This window comes from Chitinophaga sp. W2I13 (assembly GCF_050434005.1).
Classification (GTDB): domain Bacteria; phylum Bacteroidota; class Bacteroidia; order Chitinophagales; family Chitinophagaceae; genus Chitinophaga.
This window is the reverse complement of record NZ_JBNPWD010000001.1, coordinates 4,073,353-4,098,541: the sequence shown is the minus strand read 5'-3', so window position 1 is coordinate 4,098,541 and position 25,189 is coordinate 4,073,353. Positions and strand designations below refer to the sequence as shown.

At 46.7% G+C, this 25,189-nt stretch carries 22 protein-coding genes; 7 read left to right on the top strand and 15 right to left on the bottom strand.

The features are described from left to right. Positions 1–14 precede the first annotated feature (14 nt). Positions 15–1,190 (bottom strand): AIR synthase related protein, encoded by a 1,176-nt coding sequence (locus QFZ48_RS17110; protein WP_429063066.1) that lies wholly within the window; start codon positions 1,188–1,190, stop codon positions 15–17. A gap of 137 nt (positions 1,191–1,327) precedes the next feature. Between QFZ48_RS17110 and QFZ48_RS17105 the strand changes: the two genes are divergently transcribed. Beyond that, a complete protein-coding gene (locus QFZ48_RS17105; protein ID WP_370912408.1) occupies positions 1,328–2,266 on the top strand; it encodes a bifunctional riboflavin kinase/FAD synthetase in 939 nt (312 codons plus the stop codon). On the opposite strand, the gene QFZ48_RS17100 is transcribed toward QFZ48_RS17105, so the two are convergent. The 3 genes from QFZ48_RS17100 to QFZ48_RS17090 all read right to left on the bottom strand — a co-directional run bounded on the left by QFZ48_RS17100 (position 2,263) and on the right by QFZ48_RS17090 (position 4,257). After that, entirely contained in the window at positions 2,263–2,445 is a 183-nt protein-coding gene (locus tag QFZ48_RS17100; RefSeq protein WP_429050845.1) for a hypothetical protein, read from the bottom strand. The genes QFZ48_RS17105 and QFZ48_RS17100 overlap by 4 nt on opposite strands. A gap of 105 nt (positions 2,446–2,550) precedes the next feature. Next, on the bottom strand, positions 2,551–3,546 hold the full coding sequence (gene holA, locus QFZ48_RS17095) for a DNA polymerase III subunit delta (protein ID WP_429050847.1): 996 nt from the start codon (positions 3,544–3,546) through the stop codon (positions 2,551–2,553). Between the two features lie 18 nt (positions 3,547–3,564). Beyond that, positions 3,565–4,257, bottom strand: coding sequence for a ribonuclease H-like domain-containing protein (locus tag QFZ48_RS17090; RefSeq protein ID WP_370912405.1), 693 nt, complete (start codon positions 4,255–4,257; stop codon positions 3,565–3,567). Between the two features lie 138 nt (positions 4,258–4,395). On the opposite strand from QFZ48_RS17090, the gene QFZ48_RS17085 reads away from it, so the two are divergent. The 3 genes from QFZ48_RS17085 (at position 4,396) to QFZ48_RS17075 (ending at position 6,110) form a co-directional block, all read left to right on the top strand. Next, complete coding sequence (locus tag QFZ48_RS17085) at positions 4,396–5,085, top strand: hypothetical protein (RefSeq protein ID WP_429063065.1); 690 nt, start codon at positions 4,396–4,398, stop codon at positions 5,083–5,085. Then, positions 5,048–5,359 (top strand): hypothetical protein, encoded by a 312-nt coding sequence (locus tag QFZ48_RS17080; protein WP_429063064.1) that lies wholly within the window; start codon positions 5,048–5,050, stop codon positions 5,357–5,359. Before QFZ48_RS17085 ends, QFZ48_RS17080 begins: the two co-directional genes overlap by 38 nt. 355 nt (positions 5,360–5,714) lie before the next feature. Further along, on the top strand, positions 5,715–6,110 hold the full coding sequence (locus tag QFZ48_RS17075) for a response regulator (protein ID WP_429050849.1): 396 nt from the start codon (positions 5,715–5,717) through the stop codon (positions 6,108–6,110). A gap of 76 nt (positions 6,111–6,186) precedes the next feature. Here QFZ48_RS17075 and QFZ48_RS17070 read toward each other — a convergent pair whose 3' ends face one another. After that, entirely contained in the window at positions 6,187–7,830 is a 1,644-nt protein-coding gene (locus QFZ48_RS17070) for an ABC-F family ATP-binding cassette domain-containing protein (RefSeq protein WP_429050851.1), read from the bottom strand. A 170-nt stretch (positions 7,831–8,000) separates the two neighbouring features. Between QFZ48_RS17070 and QFZ48_RS17065 the strand changes: the two genes are divergently transcribed. Together QFZ48_RS17065 and murI are read left to right on the top strand one after the other, a co-directional pair. Further along, entirely contained in the window at positions 8,001–8,663 is a 663-nt protein-coding gene (locus tag QFZ48_RS17065) for a carbonic anhydrase (RefSeq protein ID WP_429050853.1), read from the top strand. Between the two features lie 2 nt (positions 8,664–8,665). After that, the gene (gene murI / locus QFZ48_RS17060) at positions 8,666–9,484 is read left to right on the top strand and encodes a glutamate racemase (protein WP_370912400.1); all 819 of its coding nucleotides are present in this window, start codon (positions 8,666–8,668) and stop codon (positions 9,482–9,484) included. Positions 9,485–9,538: 54 nt separating this feature from the next. On the opposite strand, the gene QFZ48_RS17055 is transcribed toward murI, so the two are convergent. From QFZ48_RS17055 to QFZ48_RS17020, 8 genes are all read right to left on the bottom strand, one after another. Continuing rightward, positions 9,539–11,587, bottom strand: a complete 2,049-nt coding sequence (locus tag QFZ48_RS17055; RefSeq protein ID WP_429050855.1) for a S9 family peptidase — start codon at positions 11,585–11,587, stop codon at positions 9,539–9,541. 138 nt (positions 11,588–11,725) lie between these two features. After that, entirely contained in the window at positions 11,726–13,111 is a 1,386-nt protein-coding gene (locus QFZ48_RS17050; protein ID WP_429050856.1) for a Gfo/Idh/MocA family protein, read from the bottom strand. Between the two features lie 330 nt (positions 13,112–13,441). Next, positions 13,442–14,206 carry a succinate dehydrogenase/fumarate reductase iron-sulfur subunit gene (locus tag QFZ48_RS17045; RefSeq protein WP_370912397.1) on the bottom strand — a complete coding sequence of 255 codons (765 nt, stop codon included), beginning with the start codon at positions 14,204–14,206 and terminating at the stop codon, positions 13,442–13,444. A 63-nt stretch (positions 14,207–14,269) separates the two neighbouring features. Continuing rightward, entirely contained in the window at positions 14,270–16,243 is a 1,974-nt protein-coding gene (locus QFZ48_RS17040) for a fumarate reductase/succinate dehydrogenase flavoprotein subunit (RefSeq protein ID WP_370912396.1), read from the bottom strand. A gap of 19 nt (positions 16,244–16,262) precedes the next feature. Next, positions 16,263–16,946, bottom strand: coding sequence for a succinate dehydrogenase cytochrome b subunit (locus QFZ48_RS17035; protein ID WP_429050858.1), 684 nt, complete (start codon positions 16,944–16,946; stop codon positions 16,263–16,265). Positions 16,947–17,133: 187 nt separating this feature from the next. Further along, complete coding sequence (locus QFZ48_RS17030; protein ID WP_370912394.1) at positions 17,134–17,697, bottom strand: hypothetical protein; 564 nt, start codon at positions 17,695–17,697, stop codon at positions 17,134–17,136. Between the two features lie 31 nt (positions 17,698–17,728). Continuing rightward, complete coding sequence (gene murQ / locus QFZ48_RS17025) at positions 17,729–18,547, bottom strand: N-acetylmuramic acid 6-phosphate etherase (protein WP_079470451.1); 819 nt, start codon at positions 18,545–18,547, stop codon at positions 17,729–17,731. Positions 18,548–18,566: 19 nt separating this feature from the next. Further along, entirely contained in the window at positions 18,567–19,415 is an 849-nt protein-coding gene (locus QFZ48_RS17020; RefSeq protein WP_429050860.1) for a BadF/BadG/BcrA/BcrD ATPase family protein, read from the bottom strand. 216 nt (positions 19,416–19,631) lie between these two features. On the opposite strand from QFZ48_RS17020, the gene QFZ48_RS17015 reads away from it, so the two are divergent. After that, positions 19,632–21,248, top strand: a complete 1,617-nt coding sequence (locus tag QFZ48_RS17015; RefSeq protein WP_429050862.1) for a S41 family peptidase — start codon at positions 19,632–19,634, stop codon at positions 21,246–21,248. Positions 21,249–21,504: 256 nt separating this feature from the next. Here QFZ48_RS17015 and QFZ48_RS17010 read toward each other — a convergent pair whose 3' ends face one another. After that, complete coding sequence (locus tag QFZ48_RS17010; protein ID WP_429050864.1) at positions 21,505–23,625, bottom strand: carboxy terminal-processing peptidase; 2,121 nt, start codon at positions 23,623–23,625, stop codon at positions 21,505–21,507. Positions 23,626–23,927: 302 nt separating this feature from the next. Beyond that, entirely contained in the window at positions 23,928–25,157 is a 1,230-nt protein-coding gene (locus tag QFZ48_RS17005; RefSeq protein WP_429050865.1) for a PQQ-dependent sugar dehydrogenase, read from the bottom strand. Positions 25,158–25,189: the final 32 nt, after the last annotated feature.

The following is a 25,189-nucleotide window of genomic DNA, read 5'->3' as shown; positions in this document are numbered from 1 at the left end:
CTATACACTATGACCTAATATTCAAAGGTTCCAGCCGGCGCTTTCACGGTTACTTTCTTCTCTTCTGCGGCTTCTACCCTGCCTATGATCTGTGCATCGATATTAAAACTTTTGGAAATGCTGATAATATCAGCTGCTATTGCTTCCGGCACATACAGTTCCATTCTGTGTCCCATGTTAAACACCTGGTACATTTCCTTCCAGGGAGTACCGGACTGCTCCTGGATAAGACTAAACAACGGAGGCACCGGGAACAGGTTGTCTTTGATCACGTGCAGTTTCTCAATGAAGTGCAGCACTTTGGTTTGAGCACCGCCGCTGCAATGTACCATCCCGTGAATCTGCGGCCGGAATTGCTCCAGCACTTTCTTGATCACAGGGGCATAGGTACGGGTGGGCGATAATACCAGTTTACCTGCATCCACCGCGCCAAAGCCAGGAATATTTATTTTATCTGTCAGCGATTTTTTACCGCTGAACACCAGTTCATAAGGAATATTGGGATCAAAGCTTTCGAGGTATTTTTCCGCAATAGCTTTGCTGAAAACATCATGACGCGCGCTGGTGAGGCCATTGCTGCCCATACCGCCATTGTATTCCGTTTCGTAAGTGGCTTGTCCGTAGGATGCCAGCCCTACCACCACATCGCCTGCCTGGATCCGGTCGTTGGAGATCACGTCTTCACGTTTCATGCGGCAGGTAACGGTAGAATCCACGATGATGGTGCGTACAAGGTCACCTACATCAGCGGTTTCTCCACCGGTAGAGTAAATGCTGATACCGTGGTTCCGCAGTTCTGCCAGGATTTCTTCTGTGCCATTGATGATGGCAGCAATTACTTCACCCGGCAGCAATTGTTTGTTGCGGCCAATGGTGGAAGAAAGAAGGATATTGTCTGTAGCACCCACGCAAAGCAGGTCGTCCATGTTCATAATAATCGCGTCCTGGGCGATGCCTTTCCATACACCCAGATCACCGGTTTCTTTCCAATAAATATAAGCCAGGGAAGATTTGGTGCCGGCGCCGTCTGCATGCATAATATTGCAATAAGCTTCATCGCCTCCTAAAATATCAGGTACAATTTTGCAGAATGCCTTCGGGAAAAGGCCCTTGTCAATGTTTTTAATGGCATTATGCACATCTTCCTTGCCTGCTGAAACACCGCGTTTGGCGTAAATATTATTATCCACCGGGAAATAAATAAATATGTAAATAAAAAGTAAACTAAATAAAGATGCTCTTCAGGCTGCAAAAGTAACAGATTCCATGCAGAATGCCCGCCGAATGTGTTAGATTTGCACGGCGATTTTGATAGTTATTGATTTATATGCAGGTTCACAGGGACTTAGACCATTTACCGGAATTCCGTAATGCTGTTATCACGATAGGCACTTTCGACGGAGTACATGCAGGCCACCGCTTCATTATTGAGCAATTGGAGCAGGCTGCCAACACCTGCGGCGGCGAAACCGTGATCATTACCTTTGATCCGCATCCGCGGGAGGTATTACAACCCAAACCGAATAATATCCGGCTGCTGACTACCCTGCCTGAAAAAATTGCCTTGCTGGAGCGTGCCGGCATTCATCACCTGGTAGTAGTGCCTTTTACGAAAGAATTTTCTGAGATGCCCGCCCGCAGTTACCTGGAAGACTTCCTGGTAGCGCGCTTCAGGCCGCACACCATTATTATAGGCTACGACCACCGGTTTGGCCACAACCGGGAAGGCGGACTGGAACTGCTCGAAGCAGAGCAGCAGCAGTATGGCTTTACCCTGATCGAAATTCCGCAGCAGGTAGTACATGATCTTACGGTGAGTTCTACCAAAATCCGTAAAAGCCTGCAGGAAGGCGATATCCGGCTGGCCAATGAATTGCTGGATTACACCTATTTTTTAACCGGCACCGTAGTGCATGGCGATAAAATGGGCCGGCAACTGGGTTATCCCACCGCTAATCTGCACCTCACCGACGAAAGAAAGCTGATTCCGGCTGAAGGTATTTACGCCGTAAACGCCCAGCTCAGCGGCCGCAGCGAATTATTACCTGCCGTGATGAGCATCGGCTTCCGCCCTACTTTTAATGGCACCGATCTCCGTCTGGAAGTACACATCTTTGATTTTCATGAAGATATTTACGGGCAGGAATTAACGGTTCATTTTGTAGCATACATCCGCTCCAACCTGAAATTTGACAATATAGATGCGCTGATAGTACAAATGGATAAGGATTCTGCGCAGGCAAAGGAGATACTGGCGAAGATTTAGAATTCTTCTCCCAGGAGTTCCGTTTTTTGCTCGTCCTTTTTAGGGGGCTTCATTAAACGAACCCCACGCCATAGAAAAAAGGCAGACGCGATTACATAAAAACACATGATCATAGCCGTGTTGGTGCTCATGCTAAGATCCAACCCGATCGCTCCACGATGAAGAGTGATGATGTTCATCAGCACAATTAAAGCGCAGCAACTACTTAAAACGAAACACAGCAGGCCAAACAGCAATCTGAATATCTTCTTTACCCCAATAGCCATAAAAAACAGCATAATTAATTAATTCATCACCTTATACATCAGTTCTTTCATCAGTTCCCCGTCTTCCACGCCACTATCGTTAATGCCTATACTCCGCAGGTTATACTGGTGCAGCAGCAAAATAGCTTTCTCGGTTCCTTCGGGTCCGTATTGACGGGCAGCGTTCATATAGTCCTTTACAAAAAACGGATGTACACCCAGCGCCGTGGCCACCTCTTTTTCGCCCCCTTTTACGCTGAAAATGAGGTTTACTTTAGCGAAGAAATTATAGAGTGCGGGCAATGTCATCTGGATGGGCGCTGCTTTGGGATTGGCGGCAAAGTAAGCGATGATCCGGAATACTTTAGCCGTATTCTTCTGTCCCAGGGCGTTTTGTAGTTCAAATACATTGTACTCTTTACTGATGCCCACATACTTTTCAATATCCGCTTCGTCGATCTTTTTCTGGGCGGGAAGGTTTACCAGCAACTTATCTATTTCATTGGAGATACGGGAAAGGTCGTTACCGATATGATCTACCAGGAGGATAGCCGCTTTTTGTGAGATGGCCAGTCCGCGGCTGCTCACATAGCTTTCAACCCACGTGGGCAGCTGGTTATCATATAATTTTTTGGTAGACAGGAGTACGCCTTTTTCCTTTATGAGCTTGGCCATTTTACTCCTGCCATCTATTTTGCCCTGTTTATGCGCCACTACAAACACCGTAGAAGTAAGCGGGTTATCGATATAGGTTTCCAGTTTCAGCAGATCGCGCATGGCCTGCGCCTCTTTGAGCAGTACCACCTGTCTTTCAGCGAACATCGGGTACCTGCGGCAGGCGTTGATCACCTGGCTCCAGTCAGTATCCTTTCCATAAAGGACCGTGAGGTTAAAGCCTCTTTCTGATTCAGGTAACAGCTCATGTTCTGCATAGCTGGTCACCTGGTCAATAAAAAAGTCCTCATCTCCTTCCAGCCAGTATAATGATTTGAATTTTTGCTGCTTCCAATCCCTGATGATATCCTGGTACTCCATTACTAGAATGCTTTTTGTCTATTTTTTTACGATAATAATATCTTCCTGTGTCAATGCCGGTAAACGTTTGAACTTCAGCAGCAGCTGTGCTACCGCCAGTACATCCTTCTGGCAATAGGCGGCAATACGTTCCAGATCTTTTTCCTCCCAGTATACCTTGCCTACCATGCTGCCGTCTATATCGTCTTTGGGCGTATCAATACCCATAACGGCCGTTAGAAGTTTCAGGGAAATATAATGTTTAAAGTCCCCGAAGCGCCACAGATGCAGGGTATCGAGCATGGGAATTTCCCAGGGTTTAAATCCGTGCAGCTGTAAAGGCTGTGGCAAAGATAATTGATGGATAACAGACCTCCTGCAAATAAAAGGAATATCAAATTCTTTGATGTTATGCCCGGCAAACTGGAACCGGGGATATTTCGCATAGAATTTATTGATTAATTCTAAAAATCCTGACAGCACAACTGCTTCATCATCATTACAAAATGATTTCAGCCTTAGCTGGTACCTGTTATTTTCAAGACTAAAGAAGCCGGCCGAAATGCACACAATTTTCCCAAATTCGGCGTAGATGCCAGCCCTGTCAGCGTATGCTGAATCTTCATTTCCGGAAACTGGCGCAGTTTTTGCAATTTTGTCACGCCAGAGCTGTTGCATGTCTTCGGATAAGTGCTCTATAGCAGGAGCTGCGGGTGTTGTTTCTATGTCCAACAGTAATAATTGATCTAACGCAATATTTGGAAGCACGATTGAAAAACAGTTTTATAGCTATTTATAAAATAGGAATATTATAAGTACTTTTGAATAACAATTTTTAACCATATAACAATAAACATAAAACTCACAACTATGACGGAGAACACTTTTAATTCACCTGCACCGGGATCACCCGGACCAGAAAAACCACGTAGCCGCAACGGTCTAATTTACGGTATTTTAATTGCAGCATTAGCCGGTACCTGGATATATATGTTGTATGATAAGAATAAATCCAACGAGCAAATTGTTCAAAAAAGCACCCAGATAGATTCGATCTCTTCGTCACGTGACGCACTGCAGCAGGAATACAATGCGGCCAATGCCCGCCTGGATGATCTGGTTTCACAGAACACCCGGATGGATAGCCTGGTTAAAACAAAAGATAAGGAAATACAGGATATGAAAGCCAGGATCTCTACTATCCTGAACAACAAAAATGCTACACAGGCGCAACTGGCGGAAGCCCGTCGTTTGATTGAGCAACTGAAATCCAATATTGAAGGTTATTCAGAAACTATTGAACGCCTGGAAGGTGAAAAAATAGTATTGGCTGGTGAAAGAGATTATGCACGTAAAGAGCGCGACTCTGTGTCTGTGGTAAAGGACAGTCTGAATAAAAAAGTGGACCTGGGTTCCGTACTCCATGCTTCCAACATTAAACTGTTACCGATCCGTGTAAAGAATAACGGTAAAGAAGTAGAAACCAGCAAAGCAAAACGCGCTGATATGATGCGGGTTACTTTTGACCTGGACGACAAACCGTATTGCACCAACCGGTGATAAAGAAATTTTTGTGGCCATTACTGCTCCGGATGGAGCGCCACTGGCTGTAGAAGCGCTGGGTTCCGGCCGTTTTACACTGGAAGATGGTACTGAAAAATTATATACTGCCAAGAAAACAGTTGCTTATACTACTGGTCAGAAACAAACCGTAAGCATGGACTGGAAACAGAACTCCGATTTCAAGGTAGGCGATTATGCAGTTGAAATCTATCACAACGGTTTCAAAATAGGACAAGGTAAAGTAACACTGAAAAAAGGCGGCTTGTTTTAGTAACAATCAGCATTCAGGATAAAGTCGATGGCCGGAGCAAAGATTATTCTTTCACTCCGGCCATTCGCTTTTGTGGCGGTTTTATAGCGGATTCATGGTATTTTTTTCGCTTATCTCATTTGTTAATGATTAGTTATTGACAAAAAGATATATATAAAAATAAAATTAAATTAACGTTCTTTGCTGCACAATTAAAGATAGCCGGAGGCCACTGCACTCCCCTGACCAATGCTTAAGAAGAAGAATGTGACAGGCATATGATGCCGGTTTAGCCCGTGATTCATTCTTTAACATCGTCTTATGTGCGCCTTTTGTTATTATTGGATAAGATCAGAAGCCCAATTAAAACCGAAGCATGGAAGACATGAATAAAATAGTGTACGTTGTAGATGATGATGAAATATTTCATTTTATCATCAAAAAAATGTTGGGGCACCAAAGCAATCACCTGATAGTTACCTCTTTTCTCTGTGCAGAAGAGGCCCTGGAGCAGCTTTCCAGTACCCCGCAAACTACCTTACCCTCTCTTATCATTCTTGATATGAATATGCAGCGAATGAATGGCTGGGATTTTATTGAGGCCTACAGAGGATTGAAAACTTCTCTGAAAAATACCATCCCGATTATAATGTGTTCTTCCTCTGTGGATGTACGTGACATGCAAAAAGTGCAGCATACGCCGGAGCTGATGGCGTACATTACAAAGCCGCTCGATAAAAATAAATTAAAGGTAATAGAGGAGTATCTGTAAGATATAAAACACCATTAAAAAAAGAAGCGAATGACCGGCAGACCATTCGCTTCAATTATTTTCAGTTATCTTACTTTTACGCTAAAACCGCGCTGCCGTACATTTCTTCACGCAGAGCTTTCACACGCTCATCTGCCAGGTACTCATCAAAGGTCATCAGCCTGTCGATAATGCCTTTAGGCGTCAGCTCAATAATACGGTTGGCTACTGATTGCATGAAGGTATGGTCATGGGTGGTGAACAACACCACGCCTTTGTAGTTGATCATACTTTCGTTGAAAGACTGGATAGATTCCAGATCCAGGTGGTTGGTAGGCTCATCAAGTATCAGCACATTGGGATCCTGCAGCATCATGCGGCTGATCATGCAACGTACTTTTTCACCACCACTCAGCACCGAAGTTTTCTTCATGATCTCATCTCCGCCGAATAACATCTTACCCAGGAATCCACGCAGGAAAGGCTCATCCACATCTGTTACATGTGGTGGTACGTATTGACGCAGCCAATCCATCAGGTTCAGGTCTTTATTGGTAAAGAACGCGGAGTTGTCGTTTGGCAGGTAGGCACTGGTAACAGTGGTACCCCATTCAAACTTGCCACCGTCGGCTTTTGCTTCATTGTTGATCACTTCAAAGAAAGTAGTGAGGGCCAGGTGATCTTTAGACAGGAATGCGATCTTATCTCCCTTGTTAACGGAGAAAGTAACATCTGTAAAGAGTTTGCGGCCATCCACCAGTTTTTCCAGTTTCTCTATGTTCAGGATCTGGTTACCTACTTCACGCTGTTGCTTGAAGATGATACCCGGATACTTACGGTTAGAAGGCTGGATATCTTCCACCACCAGTTTTTCGAGGGCTTTCTTACGGGAAGTGGCCTGCTTGCTTTTGGAGGCGTTGGCGCTAAACCGGGCGATAAAGTCCATGAGGTCTTTACGCTTATCTTCCATCTTCTTGTTCTTATCTGCAATCTGGCGGGCCATCAGCTGGGATGATTCGTACCAGAAGGTGTAGTTACCACTGAAGATCTGGATCTTTGCACGGTCCACATCTGCCACATGCGTACATACGGCATCCAGGAAGTGACGATCGTGGGATACCACGATCACGATATTTTCATAATCGGCCAGGAAGTTTTCCAGCCAGCCGATGGTTTCCACGTCAAGGTCATTCGTAGGCTCATCCAGCAGCAGGATATCAGGATTACCGAACAGCGCCTGTGCAAGCAGTACCCGCACTTTAAGGCTGCCGGCAATGTCTTTCATGAGCACTCCATGCATTTCTTCCTTCACACCCAGATCGCTCAGCAGTACTCCTGCATCGCTTTCTGCGGTATAACCACCCATTTCGCCATATTCAGCTTCCAATTCGCCTGCGCGCATACCGTCTTCTTCGGTAAAATCTTCCTTGGCGTAAATAGTGTCCCTTTCGTGCGCTATTTCCCAAAGCTTCTTATTACCCATCAATACGGCATTCAGTACGGTAACCTCATCAAACCCAAAGTGGTTCTGCGTGAGCACGCTCATGCGCTCACCGGGGGTGATTTCCACAGTACCTTTATTCGGTTCTATTTCACCGGACAATATCTTCAGAAAAGTAGACTTACCTGCTCCATTGGCCCCAATCACACCATAACAGTTCCCTTTTGTGAAATTGAGGTTTACTTCGTCAAACAATACTCTCTTACCAAAAGAGAGCGTTACGTTTTTAACACTGATCATGCTGGCTATGTAAATTTTGAAGCTGCGAAGGTACAGATTTTATGCGGGGTTTCCAAGAAGGCGTCCTGCCAGGCATATCAATAAAAAGTACTCGTTAACCCATTCATCATGAAAGGGTTGTCTGCATATATCTTTCTATGCGTATCTTTAGCGCATAAAAATGGAACCGCATGACAGCATATAACGAGATATTTGAGAACAATAAACGTTGGATAGCTTCCAAAACGGCCACAGACAAGGAGTTTTTCGAAAAAATGGCCGACTCCCAGAAACCAGACTATCTGTATATTGGTTGCAGCGACAGCCGCGTTCCCACCAACGAGATCATGGGGCTTGAAGCAGGTGAAGTTTTTGTACACCGCAATATAGCCAACCTTGTTCCCAATACCGACCTCAACGTAATGGGCGTCATCAATTATGCGGTAGTACACCTGGAAGTAAAACACATCATCGTATGCGGGCATTATAACTGCGGCGGCGTAAAGGCAGCCATGCAAGCGAAAGATCTTGGCATCCTGAACCCATGGTTACGCAACATCCGTGATGTTTACCGGCTGCACATGGACGAACTCAACGCTATCGGCGACGAACATGCACGCTACAACCGCCTCGTTGAACTCAATACGCAGGAACAATGTATTAACGTAATCAAAACCGCAGCGGTACAGAAGTCGTACGTAGGAAAAGGATTCCCTACCGTACACGGCTGGGTGTATGACTTGAAAAACGGCTTGCTGAAAGACCTCCAAATTGATTTCGAAGGCGTACTGCACGAAATTCAAAAGATCTATGACTTAACAGGTTCCGGCCTGATGCAAAAAGATACCGAATAATCATGGGTCCGATCGGCATATTCGACTCCGGCTACGGCGGATTAACCGTACTCAGGGAAATAGTAGCGGAACTCCCGCAGTACGATTACATCTACCTGGGCGACAACGCCCGCGCACCTTACGGCAACCGTGGCTTTGATACCATTCACGCTTATACGCTGGAATGTGTACAAAAACTGTTTGCGATGGGTTGCCCGCTGGTCATCCTGGCCTGTAACACGGCCTCTGCTAAAGCGCTGCGCACCATCCAGCAAAAAGATCTGCCCAATATAGCTCCCGACAACCGGGTACTGGGCGTGATCCGTCCTACTTCAGAAATGGTAGGTACCATCACGCAAACCGGTGAAGTAGGCATACTGGCTACCAATGGTACGGTGTCATCTGAGTCTTACCCGCTGGAAATCCATAAGTTTTTCCCGCATGTAAAAACACATCAGCTGGCCTGCCCGATGTGGGTACCGCTGATTGAAAATAACGAACACGAAAGCGAAGGAGCAGACTACTTTGTAAAGGAGTACCTGGATAAGATATTATTGGGCTCACCAGGTATCGATACCCTGGTACTCGGTTGCACCCACTATCCCCTGCTGATGAAAAAGATCAAACAGTTTTTACCCGGCGGTATTACTGTTTTGTCGCAGGGTAAAATTGTGGCGCACAGCCTGAAAGACTACCTGAAACGTCATCCTGAAATGGAAAGCAGGCTGAGTAAGCAACAGCAGCGTAGTTTTTATACAACAGATGATCCCGGAATTTTTGATAAGATGGCGGAGATCTTTTATGGGCAAACAGTAACATCTGCAAAGATGCTCACCAAATAAAAAAAGCCTGCCGGCATCATGTACCGGCAGGCTTTTAATTTTTTATCTCCTTCCTTACTTCCCTTCAAGCTTCAGCAGGAATGAATACTCCAACGCCACTTCCTCCAGTGCTTTAAACCTTCCGGAGGCGCCACCGTGGCCAGCTTCCATATTGGTATGCAACAGCAGTAAATGATGATCTGTTTTCATTTCCCTTAATTTCGCCACCCATTTTGCCGGCTCCCAGTATTGTACCTGTGAATCGTGCAGCCCGGTGGTTACCAGCATATTCGGATAAGCCTTATGCTCCACGTTATCGTAAGGAGAATAGGATTTCATGTAATCGTACGAGTCTTTATTTTTTGGATTGCCCCACTCATCAAACTCACCAGTGGTAAGCGGAATACTTTCATCCAGCATGGTGGTAACCACGTCCACAAAAGGTACCTGTGCCACGATGCCATTGAACAAGGTAGGCTCCATATTAGCTACAGCACCCATCAGCAGGCCACCTGCACTGCCTCCCATCGCATAAAGATGCGCGGTATCCGTGTAATGTTGCTGTATCAGGAAGTTGGCGCAGGCAATGAAATCGGTGAAGGTGTTTTTCTTTTTAAACATCTTGCCATCTTCGTACCATTGCCGTCCCATTTCCTGGCCACCGCGGATATGCGCGATCGCAAAAGCAAAACCACGATCGAGTAAACTTAACCGGGTAGAACTGAAAGTGGCATCCATGCTGTTGCCATAGGAACCATAACCATACAGCAATAACGGCCCCTTGCCATTTTTTTCAAACGTTTTCTTATATACAATGGACACCGGAATTTTAGTACCGTCTGTGGCGGTGGCAAACAACCGCTCTGTTGCATAATCTTTCGGATCATAGCCGCCCAGTACTTCCTGCTGACGCTTCAGTTCATTGGCGCCCGTTTCCATATTGTAATCATACACCGAGTTGGGTGTGATCATGGATGTATAGTTATACCGCAGTTCCTTGCTGTCCATTTCCGGGTTACTGCTTACGGAAGCAGTATACGCTGCTTCTGAAAATGGCAAATACTTTTCCGTGTGTGTTTTATCATTGATGATCCGGATATGGGTTAAACCGCCCTTTCTTTCTTCTAATACCGTAAACTCTTTAAACAGCTCCACTCCTTCCAGCAATACATCGCTGCGGTTAGGGATCAGTTCTTTCCAGTTTTCACGGGAAGTTTTATCCAGCGCGGTTTCCATCAGGCGGAAGTTGAGTGCGTTCCAGTTGGTGGTGATGTAGAATTTATCATCACGGTGATCCACATGGTACAGCATATCTTTTTCACGCGGTTGGAAAATGCGGAATGCTTCGTTGGGTTTAGCCGCATCCAGTATCCTGCTTTCAGATGATAAGGTGCTTTCGCTGTTGATGATAATATACTTGCCGGATTTTGTTTTAGATACATCTACATCAAACGTTTCATCTGCTTCGTGATACACTTCTTTGTCGGCTGCGATACCCAGTGAGTGTCGCATGATACGATCGGCCCGGAGGGTAACGGTATCTTTGCGGGAGTAGAACAGGGTTTTGTTATCACTGGCCCAGGTGCTGCCGGCGGTGGTTTCATGAATTTCGTCTGTGAGCAGTTCGTTTGTTTCCAGGTTTTTGATCCGGATGGTATAACGTCTGCGGCTGACCGTATCTATCCCGTAAGCGAGTAATTTTGCATCGGGGCTTACACTCAGGCCGGCCACGTGGCAATAGGCATGACCTGCAGCCAGTTCATTCACGTTCAACATTACCTCTTCCGGTGCTTCCAGGCTGCCTTTTTTACGGCAATGCACCGGGTATTCCTTTCCTTCTTCGTAACGGGTATAGTAGTAATAACCGTTTTTAAGATAGGGCACACTCATGTCTGTTTCCTTGATCCGGGATTTCATCTCGGTAAAGAGTTTTTCGCGGAGCTTTTTTTCGGGCGACAAGATCGTGTCGAGATAAGCGTTTTCTGCGTTCAGCCAGGCCAGTACATTCGGATTTTCCCGATCATTCATCCAGTAGTAATTATCGATCCGTTTGTCGCCGTGGATGCTGAGTTCTTTAGCTATCTTTTCTGCTACCGGAGGTTTTATATCAGCCTGGTCGTTCATAGTATTTTTCTTTTGATTACAAGACAAAAGCACCGTTCCCAAAAGCAACCAACAATTACCCTGGAAGTTTTTAAACATAGGAGATAGATTTAAATAGTAAGGTTTTAACTCAAAAGCATTACAAATTACGAATTCTCCCTACACTATTTTCATATTTACCGGGTCCCAGTTGATCAGTTTTTTGCTGAAGTAACTTTCATTTGTAACCAGGGCTGGTCCTGCAGCGCGAAGACCGAATACGGCGTCTTCCACAACGGGTTTACCGGAGCGCATGGATTCAAAGAAATTGGTGAAATGTTCCAGCCGGTCGTCGTATCCTTTGGGGGGAGCGTAGGAGTTGGATGTTTCGATGGCATTGCGTTTATCTGCCGGGTATTTGGCATTATACTCTTTCACATATTGCGCCTGTTGGGCCTTGGTGAAAGTGTTATAAGTGTCCCAGCCACCGTAGCCTGGCGCTTCGGGCAGTTTGTGTTTCTTGATTTTAAAGTCGTTCCAGCCCAGTTCCAATACACCTTCGGTGCCAATAAAACGTGTGTATTCCCCACCGCCGCTGCCGTCGGCGAAATTCACGCGGAGTGTCATCTGGAAGGCGGGATGTTCTTTAGTTTCGGGATAGTCAAAAATGGCCACTACCACATCCGGCACATCGCGGCCATCTTTCCATTGTACCAGGTTGCCGCTGGCATAAATAGATGTGGGGCCAAGCGATCCGGTAATAAAATGCAGGCCGGAAATCAGGTGTACAAACAGGTCGCCGGGGATGCCGGTTCCATAGGCACGGTAATTACGCCAGCGGAAAAAACGCACCGGGTCGAAAGGCACCTTGGAGGTATCTTTCAGGAAGGTATCAAAATCCACGGTAGCAGGGGATGCATCAGGCGGGATGGAATATTGCCAGGCTCCGAGTGCGCTGTGGCGGTCCATCCGGGCTTCCACTACGTTCAGCCGTCCTATTTCACCGGCCTGGTAACGTTTACGCGCCTCCGCAAGCGCTACGCTGCTAACGCGCTGGCTACCCACCTGGAAAACGGCTTTGGTGCGTTGTTGTGCGGCAATTACTTTATGGCCTTCTTCTATCTGCTGTACCATCGGCTTTTCGCAGTACACGGCTTTACCGGCTTCCATTGCAGCGATGGCAATCGTATCGTGCCAGTGATCGGGTGTAGCTACAATAATGGCATCTATATCTTTTCGTTTGAGTAATTCGCGGTAGTCGCGGGTAGTATATACCTGCGGGCCAAACACTTCCTTCACTTTGTCGAGGTGACCGGTGTACAGGTCGGCAGCGCCCACAAATTCCACTCCCGGCACTTTGATAGCAGTTTCCACATCTCCGAATCCCATAATACCCATTCCTACACATGCGATACGGATTTTGTCGCTGGGAGCGATCCTTTTTTCGGGCTGCAGGATTTCTACATGTTCCTTTTCATTTGCGAGGGCCGCCAGCTGGCCTATTCCGAGCAGTGCGGCAGTGCTGCCGATGTGTTTGATAAACTTTCTGCGTGATTGTTCTGACATATGTTCTCTGTTTTACATTGCGTGGAAAAAACACATGATAGTAAAAAAATTTAGAAAGATAAAGTTCGATGGATGAGCGGGGGGAGCGGAGGTTGTCTTTCTCAGGATTACGCTGATTATGCTGATTTGGGGGATTTTATTTTTTGGATTTTTAAGGGATTTGAGGAGATGACAGCGGGTTTTGGATTTTTTGTTTTTTGGGAAAGAATGTAAAAAGAAAGGAGATAAGAATGAACAAGCCATTCTTATCTCCTTAGTATATTAAAAGAAAAAAATCAAGGTAATCAGCCTAATCAGTGTAATCCTGAGCAAGACAAACTCCGCGCGCGCTTATTTCTCAGAAGAAAATCCTGCTCCAATGAACTCCCTGTTGAGGCGGGCGATATTGGTGAGGGAAATTTCCTTCGGGCATTCTGCTTCGCAGGCGCCGGTGTTGGTACAGCTACCAAAGCCTTCCTTATCCATTTGCGCTACCATGTTGAGGGCGCGGGTTGTTCTTTCAGGCTGACCCTGTGGCAGCAATGCCAGCTGGGATACTTTGGCTGATACGAACAGCATGGCGGAAGAGTTCTTACAGGCGGCTACGCAGGCGCCGCAACCGATACAGGCAGCAGCTGCGAAAGCCAGGTCGGCTTTATTTTTATCTACCGGTAAACAGTTCGCATCCTGTGCGTTACCTGTGTTTACGGAAATATAACCACCTGCTTCGATGATGCGGTCGAAAGCAGATCTGTCTACCGTCAGATCTTTAATTACCGGGAATGCGCCTGCTCTCCAGGGTTCTACCGTAATGGTATCGCCATCTTTGAAAGCGCGCATGTGCAGCTGGCAGGTAGTAGTACCATCCCACGGACCGTGTGCGCGGCCGTTGATATGCATGGAGCACATACCGCAGATACCTTCGCGGCAATCGTGGTCAAATGCTATTGGTTCTTTGCCTTCATTGATCAGCTCTTCATTCACTACGTCAAACATTTCCAGGAAAGACATTTCAGAAGAAATGTTTTTTGCCTGTAAAGTTTCAAATCTACCCTGATCGTTTTTGTTTTTCTGCCTCCACACTTTTAATGTGAGGTTCATGTTATAATGTTCCATATACCTTGGACAATTATTTGATTTATAATCCTGGCTAACCGTTAAACGGTTTACCAATAACCATTATTTGTAGCTACGCTGTGTTGGTTTACATTCAACGAATTCCAGCGGTTCTTTGTGCAGTTCATACTGGCCATCGCCTTTGTATTCCCATGCAGATACGTAGCTGAAGTTTTCGTCGTCACGTTTGGCTTCTCCTTCCTCTGTTTGTGATTCTTCGCGGAAGTGGCCACCACACGATTCGCGGCGGTTCAGTGCATCGATACACATTAATTCGCCCAGTTCCAGGAAGTCGGCCACGCGACCGGCTTTTTCCAGTTCGGGGTTGAACTCATTGGCTTCACCGGGAACACGCACATCTCTCCAGAACTCAGCGCGCAGCGCTTTGATTTCTTCGATCGCTTCTTTCAGGCCCTGTTCATTACGCGCCATACCACATTTGTCCCACATGATTTTACCAAGTTTCTTGTGGAAGAAATCGACTGATTTGGTGCCTTTGATGTTGATGAGCTTATTAACGGTTTCCCTTACTTTATTTTCTGCTTCCACGAAAGCGGGATGGTCGGTAGGGATTGCCTTTGTGCGGATTTCATCTGCGAGGTAGTTACCTACTGTGTAAGGAATCACGAAGTAACCGTCGGCCAGGCCCTGCATCAGTGCAGATGCACCCAGGCGGTTAGCGCCGTGGTCGGAGAAGTTAGCTTCTCCCAGGGAATATAATCCCGGAACGGTGGTACCCAGTTCATAATCCACCCAGAGGCCACCCATTGTGTAGTGTACTGCAGGATAGATACGCATAGGCAGTTCGTAAGGATTTTCACCGGTGATTTTGGCGTACATGTCGAACAGGTTACCATATTTCTCGGCTACTACTTCTTTACCCAGTTTAATCACTTCTTCTTTGGAAACATTGGAGAGCTGGCGTTTACCCACTTCAATATTACCATAACGTTCGATGGCTGCGGCAAAGTCGAGGTATACTGCCTGTTTGGAAGTACCTACGCCATAACCGGCATCGCATCTTTCTTTTGCTGCACGGGAGGCCACGTCGCGGGGAACGAGGTTACCGAATGCAGGATATCTTCTTTCCAGGTAGTAATCCCTTTCGTCTTCAGGAATGTCGCTGGCTTTGCGGGTATCGTTTTGTTTTTTAGGCACCCAGATACGACCGTCATTACGCAGTGATTCTGACATGAGGGTCAGTTTCGACTGGTGATCGCCGGAAACCGGGATACAGGTAGGATGGATCTGTGTGAAGCAGGGGTTAGCGAAGTAAGCGCCGTTTTTAGTTGCTTTCCAGGCGGCGGTTACGTTAGAGCCCATGGCGTTGGTAGACAAGTAGAACACGTTGCCATAACCACCGCTACAGATCAGTACGGCATGACCGAAATGGCGTTCCAGTTCGCCGGTGATCAGGTCGCGTGCAATGATACCGCGTGCTTTACCATCGATTTTCACGATGTCGAGCATTTCGTGGCGGTTGTACATTTTCACGTTGCCGAGTGCTACCTGGCGTTCCAGAGCGGAGTAGGCGCCGAGGAGCAGCTGCTGACCGGTTTGACCGGCGGCATAAAAAGTACGCTGTACCTGTGTACCACCGAAAGAGCGGTTACTTAACAGGCCACCGTATTCACGTGCAAAGGGAACACCCTGTGCCACGCACTGATCTATAATATTACCGCTCACTTCTGCCAAACGGTGTACGTTAGCTTCGCGGGCGCGGTAGTCACCACCTTTTACTGTGTCGTAGAACAAGCGGAAAACAGAGTCGCCGTCATTCTGATAATTTTTGGCCGCATTGATACCACCCTGGGCAGCAATACTGTGTGCGCGGCGCGGACTATCCTGAAAGCAGAATGCTTTTACTTTATATCCCAACTCTCCTAATGAAGCCGCTGCTGAAGCGCCGGCCAAACCAGTACCAATGATAATCACTTCCAGGTTGCGCTTATTGGCAGGGTTCACCAGTTTACAGTGTCCTTTATAGTCTTCCCATTTGGAATTTAATGGTCCGGCAGGAATTTTTGCGTCAAACATATATCCTTACTTTACAGAATTATTTGAAATAGATTACAACGGGGATGATGGCAAAACCGATAGGAATTGCGATACCAAACAACCATATGCCAATGAAGCTGAGTAAGCCGTTGTATTTTTTATGATTTAAACCAAAGGTCTGACAGGCGCTTTTAAAGCCGTGGATCAGGTGGAAAGACAAACCGATCATCCCGATCACGTACAATGCAACCAGCCAGCCATTCTTAAAGGTTTCATAAGATAAAGCGTACAGGTCTTTCAACGGTTCAATGCTGCCTTCATAAGTACGGGTGGGCATTTCCGCGTAGTGGAATTGTCCCCAGAAATTAACCAGGTGGATAACAATGAAGATTAAAAGGATACTTCCCATAATGGCCATCTGACGACTGAACCAGGAAGATGTCTGATTACCCGGGTTGATGGTATATTTCACCGGACGGGCTGCTCTGTTGCTGAACGTGAGCTGGAGCGCAATGATGGCGTGCAGCAGTATCACAATTTTCAGCCCCCAGGCAATAAACTGAATCAGGCTGTTGTGTCCCATAAACGCAGCATATGCGTTAAAGGCCTTGCCTTCGTCGTTGTACAACAGCTGGAAATTACCTGCCAGGTGTACAATAACAAAACTGCAAAGAAACAAGCCGGTAGCACCTACCAATAACTTCTTACCGATAGAGGTATTAAAAAACTGTGACCACTTCATAAGTAAAATTCTAAGCTTCCTAGTATAAAAAGATGTTTGAAATGTCGGGCAAATTTAACGCAGGAAAAATAAAAACCAAATGATATTTATCAGGTTTTTATACGCATATATTATTATTCATATGCACTATGTATTCATAATCATACAAACACGCATAATATCTTTCATTTTGTAATGAAAATTAATATTATTCCAGCCGTTTTAACATGATATTATCCACCATATTGAACAGGTGTAATGGTTGATATGTCCGCCATTTATCATCATCGAGCAGGTGAACATAGTAGTGCAGGCGGGCTCTTTCAAACTCTTCACGGGTTTGTACCGGCATGTTCAGGCTTACGATCCAGCCGCCTTCATCGCGGATATCTTCCCACCATTCTTCATAATAACAATCATCGGAGGAATGGAAGTTCATCACATTTTCCGTGATGAGAATATATTTTGTGATGCCCTGGGCGATAAGGGTATCGATGATATTACGCTTCATGGTCATGATGTCGTTATCAATGGCATCATTCCATTCTCCCAGTAATTCTATGATAGCGAAGTTAAACTGGTAATCGATGAAGAGGATTTTCATGTACAGGTTGCGTGAGCCAAATTCATCCCACTGTGGGTGTATATAATAGTTATACACCGAATTGGAATATTCAAACTCACTGTATTCTCTTCCATAAAAGGGAGAGTACTCATCTTCTTCGGCGGTGTACAAATGCCGCCAGTTGTAATATGGCTCTATGTTGTGCATACCTGGTTTATGGGTGCAAAGGTTTTTTAAATCATTTTCCGGTGAAGTCGTCCACCGCTTTTTTCACGCTGCCGGCCTTTAACAGCAGTTGTTGCGCCTGTTCATAATCGGTGAGTGATAATTGTTCCATGAGCATTTTCACGCCGCGGTCTACCAGTTTTTCGTTGCTGAGCTGCATGTTCACCATTTTGTTATCTTCTACCCTGCCGAGCTGGATCATCACGGCGGTAGACAGCATGTTCAGCACCAGTTTCTGCGCAGTGCCGCTTTTCAGGCGTGTGCTGCCCGTTACGAACTCGGGGCCTACCACTACCTCCACGGGAAAGTCGGCCGCCGCAGATACCGGCGTATCCGGGTTACAGCTGATACTGCCCGTAACGATACCATGCTTGCGGCATTCATTGAGCGCGCCTATTACATAAGGCGTGGTACCGCTGGCAGCGATGCCCACTACTACATCTTTATCGGTGATATTGTATGCCTGCAGATCTTCCCAGCCCTGTGTGCGGCTGTCTTCCGCAAACTCCACGGCTTTGCGTATGGCCGTATCGCCGCCGGCAATCAATCCTACTACCAGGCCTTGCGGCACGCCAAAAGTAGGCGGACATTCAGAGGCATCTACCACGCCCAAACGGCCGCTGGTACCAGCGCCCATATAAAAGAGGCGACCGCCTGCCAGCATTTTATCGGCTACGGCTGTTACCAGTTTCTCTATTTGCGGGATGGCTTTTTCCACGGCTAACGGAACGGTCTGATCCTCTTTGTTCATGTTGGTCAGCAGTTCCTGCACGCTCATCTTTTCAAGGTGACGATAGTGTGAGGCCTGTTCCGTTACTTTTACAAATGACATATTGAATGCTTAAAAATGATTAACGATGATATTCCAGCAAGCCTTCCATGGGCGTGCGCAGCACTTTGCCCATAGGCAATTCATACAGTTCACACAATTCGCTGATGATGTCGCGGAAGTGCCATGCAACGCCACCGGTAAAATGCAGTGCTGTGGTCCAGCTTTCCCGGTATTTATAAATATGGTTAAAGAAGAAGTCGTTCAGCCCGTCTTCCAGGATGTTCTGGATCATATAATGCTCACGGTTTTCCGACAGGAACTCTGTAAACCCTGCCAGGTAACGGTTGGCTAACGGCTTCCGGTATACGCTTTCCAGGATCTCGTCTTTATTGGTATGGTACTTATATTCGAAGCGGGCGTGCAGGTCGTCATCAAAACTATGGTAGAGATAATACTGCAGCACCTTACGTCCGAGGTAGGCGCCACTGCCTTCATCGCCCAGGATAAAGCCCAGACCCGGATTATTTTTCACCACTTCTCTACCATCATAGTAACAGGAATTGGAGCCGGTGCCTAAAATGCTTACCACGCCTCCCTGTGTGCCACAAAGTGCGCGGGCTGCGCCCATGAGGTCGTGCTGCACATCAAATGCAGCACCTGGCCATACTGCCTTTATTGCATCGGATACCAGTTGCAGGTTCTTAGGCTGCGACAGGCCTGTTCCATAAAAGTATACCTCTGTTACCGGTTGGCCGGCAGGTAATTGGGGAACCAGTTCCGTTTCGAAGATGGCCCTGATCTGCTCCGCAGATTGAAAATACGGGCTCACACCCTGCGTTTTCAATACCAGCGGTTCCGCCGCGCCCAGCAAGCCCCATTCCGTCTTCGTAGATCCGCTGTCTGCTATTAACTTTATTCCAGCACCCATATCCGGTTATTTATGAAATTTAAGAATCCTAAAAGTTTGCACCCGATTTATGCTATTTTTGTCACAATTTAAACAAAAGGGGTTCATAAAAACAAATGGCCCCTTTAAGTTTAGATGATGATGATACATGTATGCAGCAGATTGCTTTCCGCCAGGTGCTTTTGCTACATGGATATAAAGATTGGTCATATAAATTAGCGGGATAATAATCTGATTATGTCTAACAGGAAGTTGAATGTTTTTTTACCTCTTCTCTTTGCAGTTGTATTAGCCCTGGGAATGTTCCTCGGACATAAAATGCCTGGATCGAACAACGGAGGGGCGACTGTATTTTTTACCAAACCCAACAGGGGCCCGTTACAGGAAGTAATGGACCTGATCAAAGCGAAATATGTAGATTCACTCAATACAGACGATTTACAGCAGGAAGCGATAGAAGGATTATTAACCCACCTGGACCCCCACTCCATATATATACCTCCTTCCGAACTGCAACGGGTGAATGAAGATATGGAAGGTAACTTTGAAGGGATCGGGGTAGAATTCAATATCACGGCAGATACAGTGAACGTGGTGAGTGTGCTGAGTGGCGGCCCGTCTGAAACCGCAGGCGTGCAAACCGGCGATAAGATCCTGAAGGTGAACGACAGCCTCGTAGCCGGTAACAGCATTACTCCTGAAAAGATCCGCAAACTGCTGAGAGGCCCCGCGGGTTCTACTGTGAATACCATCGTATTGAGACAGGATAAAAAAATTACCATTCCCATCAAAAGAGGCGTTATTCCTTTGTATAGTGTAGACGCCAGCTACATGGCGGCTCCCGGTGTGGGCTATATCAAGATCAGTAAATTCTCCGCTACCACCTACGATGAGTTTATGAAAGCTATCCGTCAGCTGGAAAAACAAGGCATGGAGAAACTGGTCATTGACCTCAGGCAAAACCCCGGCGGCTACCTGGATGCAGCCACCCGCATAGCCGATGAACTTATCGACGACCAGAAGCTGATTGTATACACGAAGGGCAAAGATTTCCCGCGTACGGATTATAAAACGAAACGGCCGGGCCTTTTTGAAAGAGGCGCCCTCGCGGTACTTACTGATGAAGGCTCTGCATCCGCCAGCGAAATTCTTGCAGGCGCCATACAGGACTGGGACCGTGGCACCGTTATTGGCCGCCGTACCTTTGGTAAAGGCCTGGTGCAGGAACAATATGACCTGGACAACGGAGGCGCACTCCGTCTTACCGTAGCCCGCTACTACATTCCTTCCGGCAGAAGTATTCAGAAACCCTACGGAAAAGGACATGATGATTATGATGACGACATCATTGAACGTTACCACCATGGCGAAATGGTAAACAAAGACAGTATCAGAATAATAGATACTGTGCTTTATAAAACAGCAGCAGGCCGCCCGGTTTACGGCGGTGGCGGTATTACACCGGATATTTTCATTCCGTTTGATACCTCCCGCTTTACACCTACTTTAACAGCCATTTATACCCGTAATACGTTCAGTAACTTTGCGTATCAATATTATACCACGCACCGGGAAACCTTCAAGTCCTATAAGAATGCAGAAGCTTTCACCAAAAATTTCCAGACCACACCAGAACTGATCAGTGACTTTAAAGCGTACGCCCAAAAAGACAGCGTACCTGGCCTGGATCATCTTACTGCCCGTGACGAAACAGAAATCCGTACAAGGCTCAAAGCCATGCTGGCCCGCCAACTGTACAGAACAGAGGGTTTCTACGAAGCCATTAACGCCGAAGACCCTATGGTAAAGAAAGCACTCGAAGTGGTGGGCAAGGAAAAAGGCGCCTCTGACTAATCGCCTTCGGCGATTTTAAATTGTCTTGGGCACTGATTACGCTGATTATACTGATTGTTCGGATTTGATCATATTTGATTTTAAAGTTTAAGGGAGATAGAAGTGAATACTCACTTTTATCTCCCTTAGTTATTTATAAAAAAATCTTAATAAAATCAAAAGAATAAAAATCAAGCCAATCAGTATAATCAGTATAATCAGCATAATCAGTGCCCAAGACAATTTAAAATCGCTGAAGGCGATGAAAGCGATCCTTCTACTGGTTCTTACGCTGCATCTTAGGCAATGACTGAACGATCAGGTCGTTCATTACGTTCACGGCTTCATCGAGATAGATGTCTTTGGTTCTGATCCTGATCCAGTCCTTGTTACGGGCTATCTTGGAAGAGTCGCTGCCAAATTTCTCCATGTCGGATTTGATGTTTACGATATTGAGTTCTTTTACTTTATCGTTTACTGCGTCATATTTCTTGAGTGCAGCGGTGTTTGTTTTTTGTTCTGTTTTGTAAGTCTGCAGGTTCAGGGAATAAGTTTCCTGTTTTTCCAGCTTCTTTAAAGTGTTCAGGTTTTCATTGAGCAGTTTAAAGGCTGGGCTGGTGGCCATTCTTTTTTCGCTGTTCTTTTTCAGTGATTCTGCATTTACCGGGTTATACCATGCGGTGAAGCTTGCGCGCGGAATTTCATCCCATGCCAGTGCGTCAGAGTCTTTGCGTTCAGCTATTTCGTAGTATGGATCCGGCAGTACAATATCGGAAGCCACACCTTTCAGCTGGGTAGAGCCGCCATCGGCACGGTAGAATTTCTGCTGCGTAAGTTTCAGGGCGCCGAGGCTGCCACCGTCTTTTACGGGGTAGAAATCATCCAGGTTGAAGAGACGCTGTACGGTACCTTTACCGAATGTTTGGGTGCTGCCGATGATAACGGCACGTTTGTAATCCTGCATGGCTGCGGCCATAATTTCGGAGGCGGAGGCGCTGTATTCATTCACCATGATGGCCAGTGGTCCTTCGTATTGTACATTCTTATCGCGATCGCGCAGCACTACCGCGTCGCCACCACGGGAACGTACCTGTACCACGGGGCCTTCCGGAATAAACAGGCCAGCCATTTGCACTACATCCTGGAGGGAGCCACCGCCGTTGAAGCGGAGATCGAGGATGATACCTTCTACGTTTTCTGCTTTCAGTTTAGCTACTTCTTTGGCAACGTCTTCCGCGCTGCGGGCGCCGTTACGGTCGTTGAAGTCGGCGTAGAATTCCGGCAGGTAGATATAGCCTATCTTATGTTGTCCGTTGATGATCGCTGATTTGGCGAATGTTTCTTCGGTAACAATTTCATCACGGATGATGGTTATTTCTTTGGTGGTACCATCTACGCTTCTCACGGTCAGTTTAACGGGGGTACCTTTTTTACCACGGATCAGTTTCACCGCATCTTCTACGGGGTAACCGGTAATATCCACTGGTTCGGTATTTCCCTGTGCTACTTTCTGGATTACATCGTTGGCTTTCAGTTGTCCCTGTTTCCAGCTTGGACTTCCGGTAACGATGCTGATTACGCGGATTTTGTCGCCTTCTTCTTTCAGCTGTGCGCCAATACCAAAGAATTTACCGGCCATCTGTTCTTCGAACGCGCGTTTTTCATCCGGCGGGAAGTAGTCGGTGTGCGGATCCATGGTAGTGGTGATCGCATTTACATAAAGATTAAAGCGATCATTATCGTTCTGTCTGTTTTTCAGACGTTCAAAATAGCGGTCGTACAGTTGTTTTACCTTTACACGGGCTTCTGCTTCCAGTTCCACATCGGTTTTGGTTTTAATACTGTCCTTTCCTTTATCTTTCTCCCTCATTTCCTGGAGGTCCGTCAATTTTTCCAGCGTACGGTATTTCAGTACTTTGCGCCAGGCTTCTTTACGGGCATTTTCGTCTGCAGGGAAATCCACTTTATCCGGATCCAGTGTTACCTTTTCATCTACGGTGAAATCAAAAGGTTTGGACAGGATTTCGGGATAGATCGCTGCTGCTTCAGCCACCCGTTGTTTGATCAGGGTGTTGATGCTGCGGAAACAGTCGATCGGTGCGCCTTTCAGTTCATCATCAATATGAACGGCGAGCGGCATGAGCTTATCCACATCTGTTTTCAGGAAAAATTTCTTTTCCGTATCCAGGCTACGCAGGTATTTATTAAAAACTTCGGTGGAGAATTTATCATCTATTGCTTTAGGTTGATAATGCCCTTCTTTCAGCATCTGCCCTACCAGGTTCATGATCACCTCGTAACGACCGGGAGGATCGTCATTATGTCCGAGCTTATTAAAAGCCAACACGCCTGCGGAGATGCTAAGCAGCACAACCGGTATAATCACTTTCAGTCTCATATGTATCTCAATTGAACTTAAACGTTGTCAAATCAAATATAAAATAAAATCACCCGTCGGTCGTGCAATTTATTTCCTTTTAACAAAAAATTGGGCCAAACGGGCACCAGGCGAGATACATGGCTGAAAAGCGTTGCTTTTCCCGCTCGCTACAGTACCTGTAAGGATGTTGTTGCCGGTCCTTTAATACGGCTCCATGACCGGAGTATACCCTAAGTATACGGGGAGTATCCCGGGAGTATCCTCCTATGAAGGGTGGACCCAGCGTAAACGATTAAGGTGGTGGCCGGAATGTTGAAAATTTATTCTTTTACCAGCTTATATACTGCTCCTTTAAAGCCACTGCTGCCGGAAGTGCTGGCAAGCATATAAAGTTCGCCCTGTTCATCCTCTCCCCAGCTGAGGATCTGGAGGTTATCGGCAGGGCGGCCGGTGAGTTCCAGGGGAGCGCTGTCCCATTTTTGCCCGTTGGGCCTGAGTACAAAGGTTTTCCCGTTATAATCGCCGAAAACATATAATCCTTTCAGTGCCGGGATGGCGCTTCCGCGATATACATAGCCGCCGGTGATACTTATCCCCACATCGTGGCTGTATTCGTGGATAGGTGCAATCAATGCCGACTTATCAGCACCGGCAGGCACATTATAATCGTGGTTGCCTTCCAGGATGCGCCAGCCGTAGTTACCGCCCTTGGTGATGATGTCTACTTCTTCATACTTATTCTGTCCAACGTCGCCCGCAAAGAGCATCCTGGTGGTTTTATCGAAAGAAAAGCGCCAGGGATTCCGAAGGCCGTAGGCCCATATTTCAGGCCGGGTGTCGGGCCGGTTAACGAAAGGATTATCCGGCGGGATGGAATAGGGTGTTCCATTGACATTTATTCTTAATATTTTACCCAGTAAAGTATTGAGGTTCTGACCATTACCGATAGTGCCGTGTTTGTCGCCGCCACCACCGCCATCGCCGAGTCCTATATACAGGTAGCCATCGGGACCAAACTGCAGCTGGCCGCCGTTATGATTGGATTCCGGTTCATCCACTTCCAGCACAATCCTTTTGGAAGCCGGGTTGGCCAGGTTGGGATTTGCTGCTGTAGTGGTAAACTCTACCAGGCGGCTGGTGTGGTCGAAGCCGGACTTTTTGGTGGGCGAGCTGTAATACACATAAAATTTATGGTTCGATTTAAAATCGGGATGAAAGGCCATTCCCAGCAGGCCGCGTTCATCATACCCGGGATTTACGGAGATCATATCGCTGCTTACATCCAGGAAAGGGGTGGGAAGGAGTTTATTTTGCTGCACGATCCATACTTTCCCTTCTTTCTGACAGAAAAATAACCTGCCGGTACCATCCCCGGGCACGGCCATATTTACCGGAGATATGAACTGGTCTGTTACCAGCTGCAGCTTCGCTTTCCGGGGCGCATTAGCCGGAGGCTCCGGGCCATCATCGTTGGAATTGTTGCCGGCACAGGCAAACTGTATGAATATCGCCGGCAATAAAGCCCGGAAAATGAGGGTATGTATTTCCATAGAACTGCGGTATTAATGCAGAATAAATATAA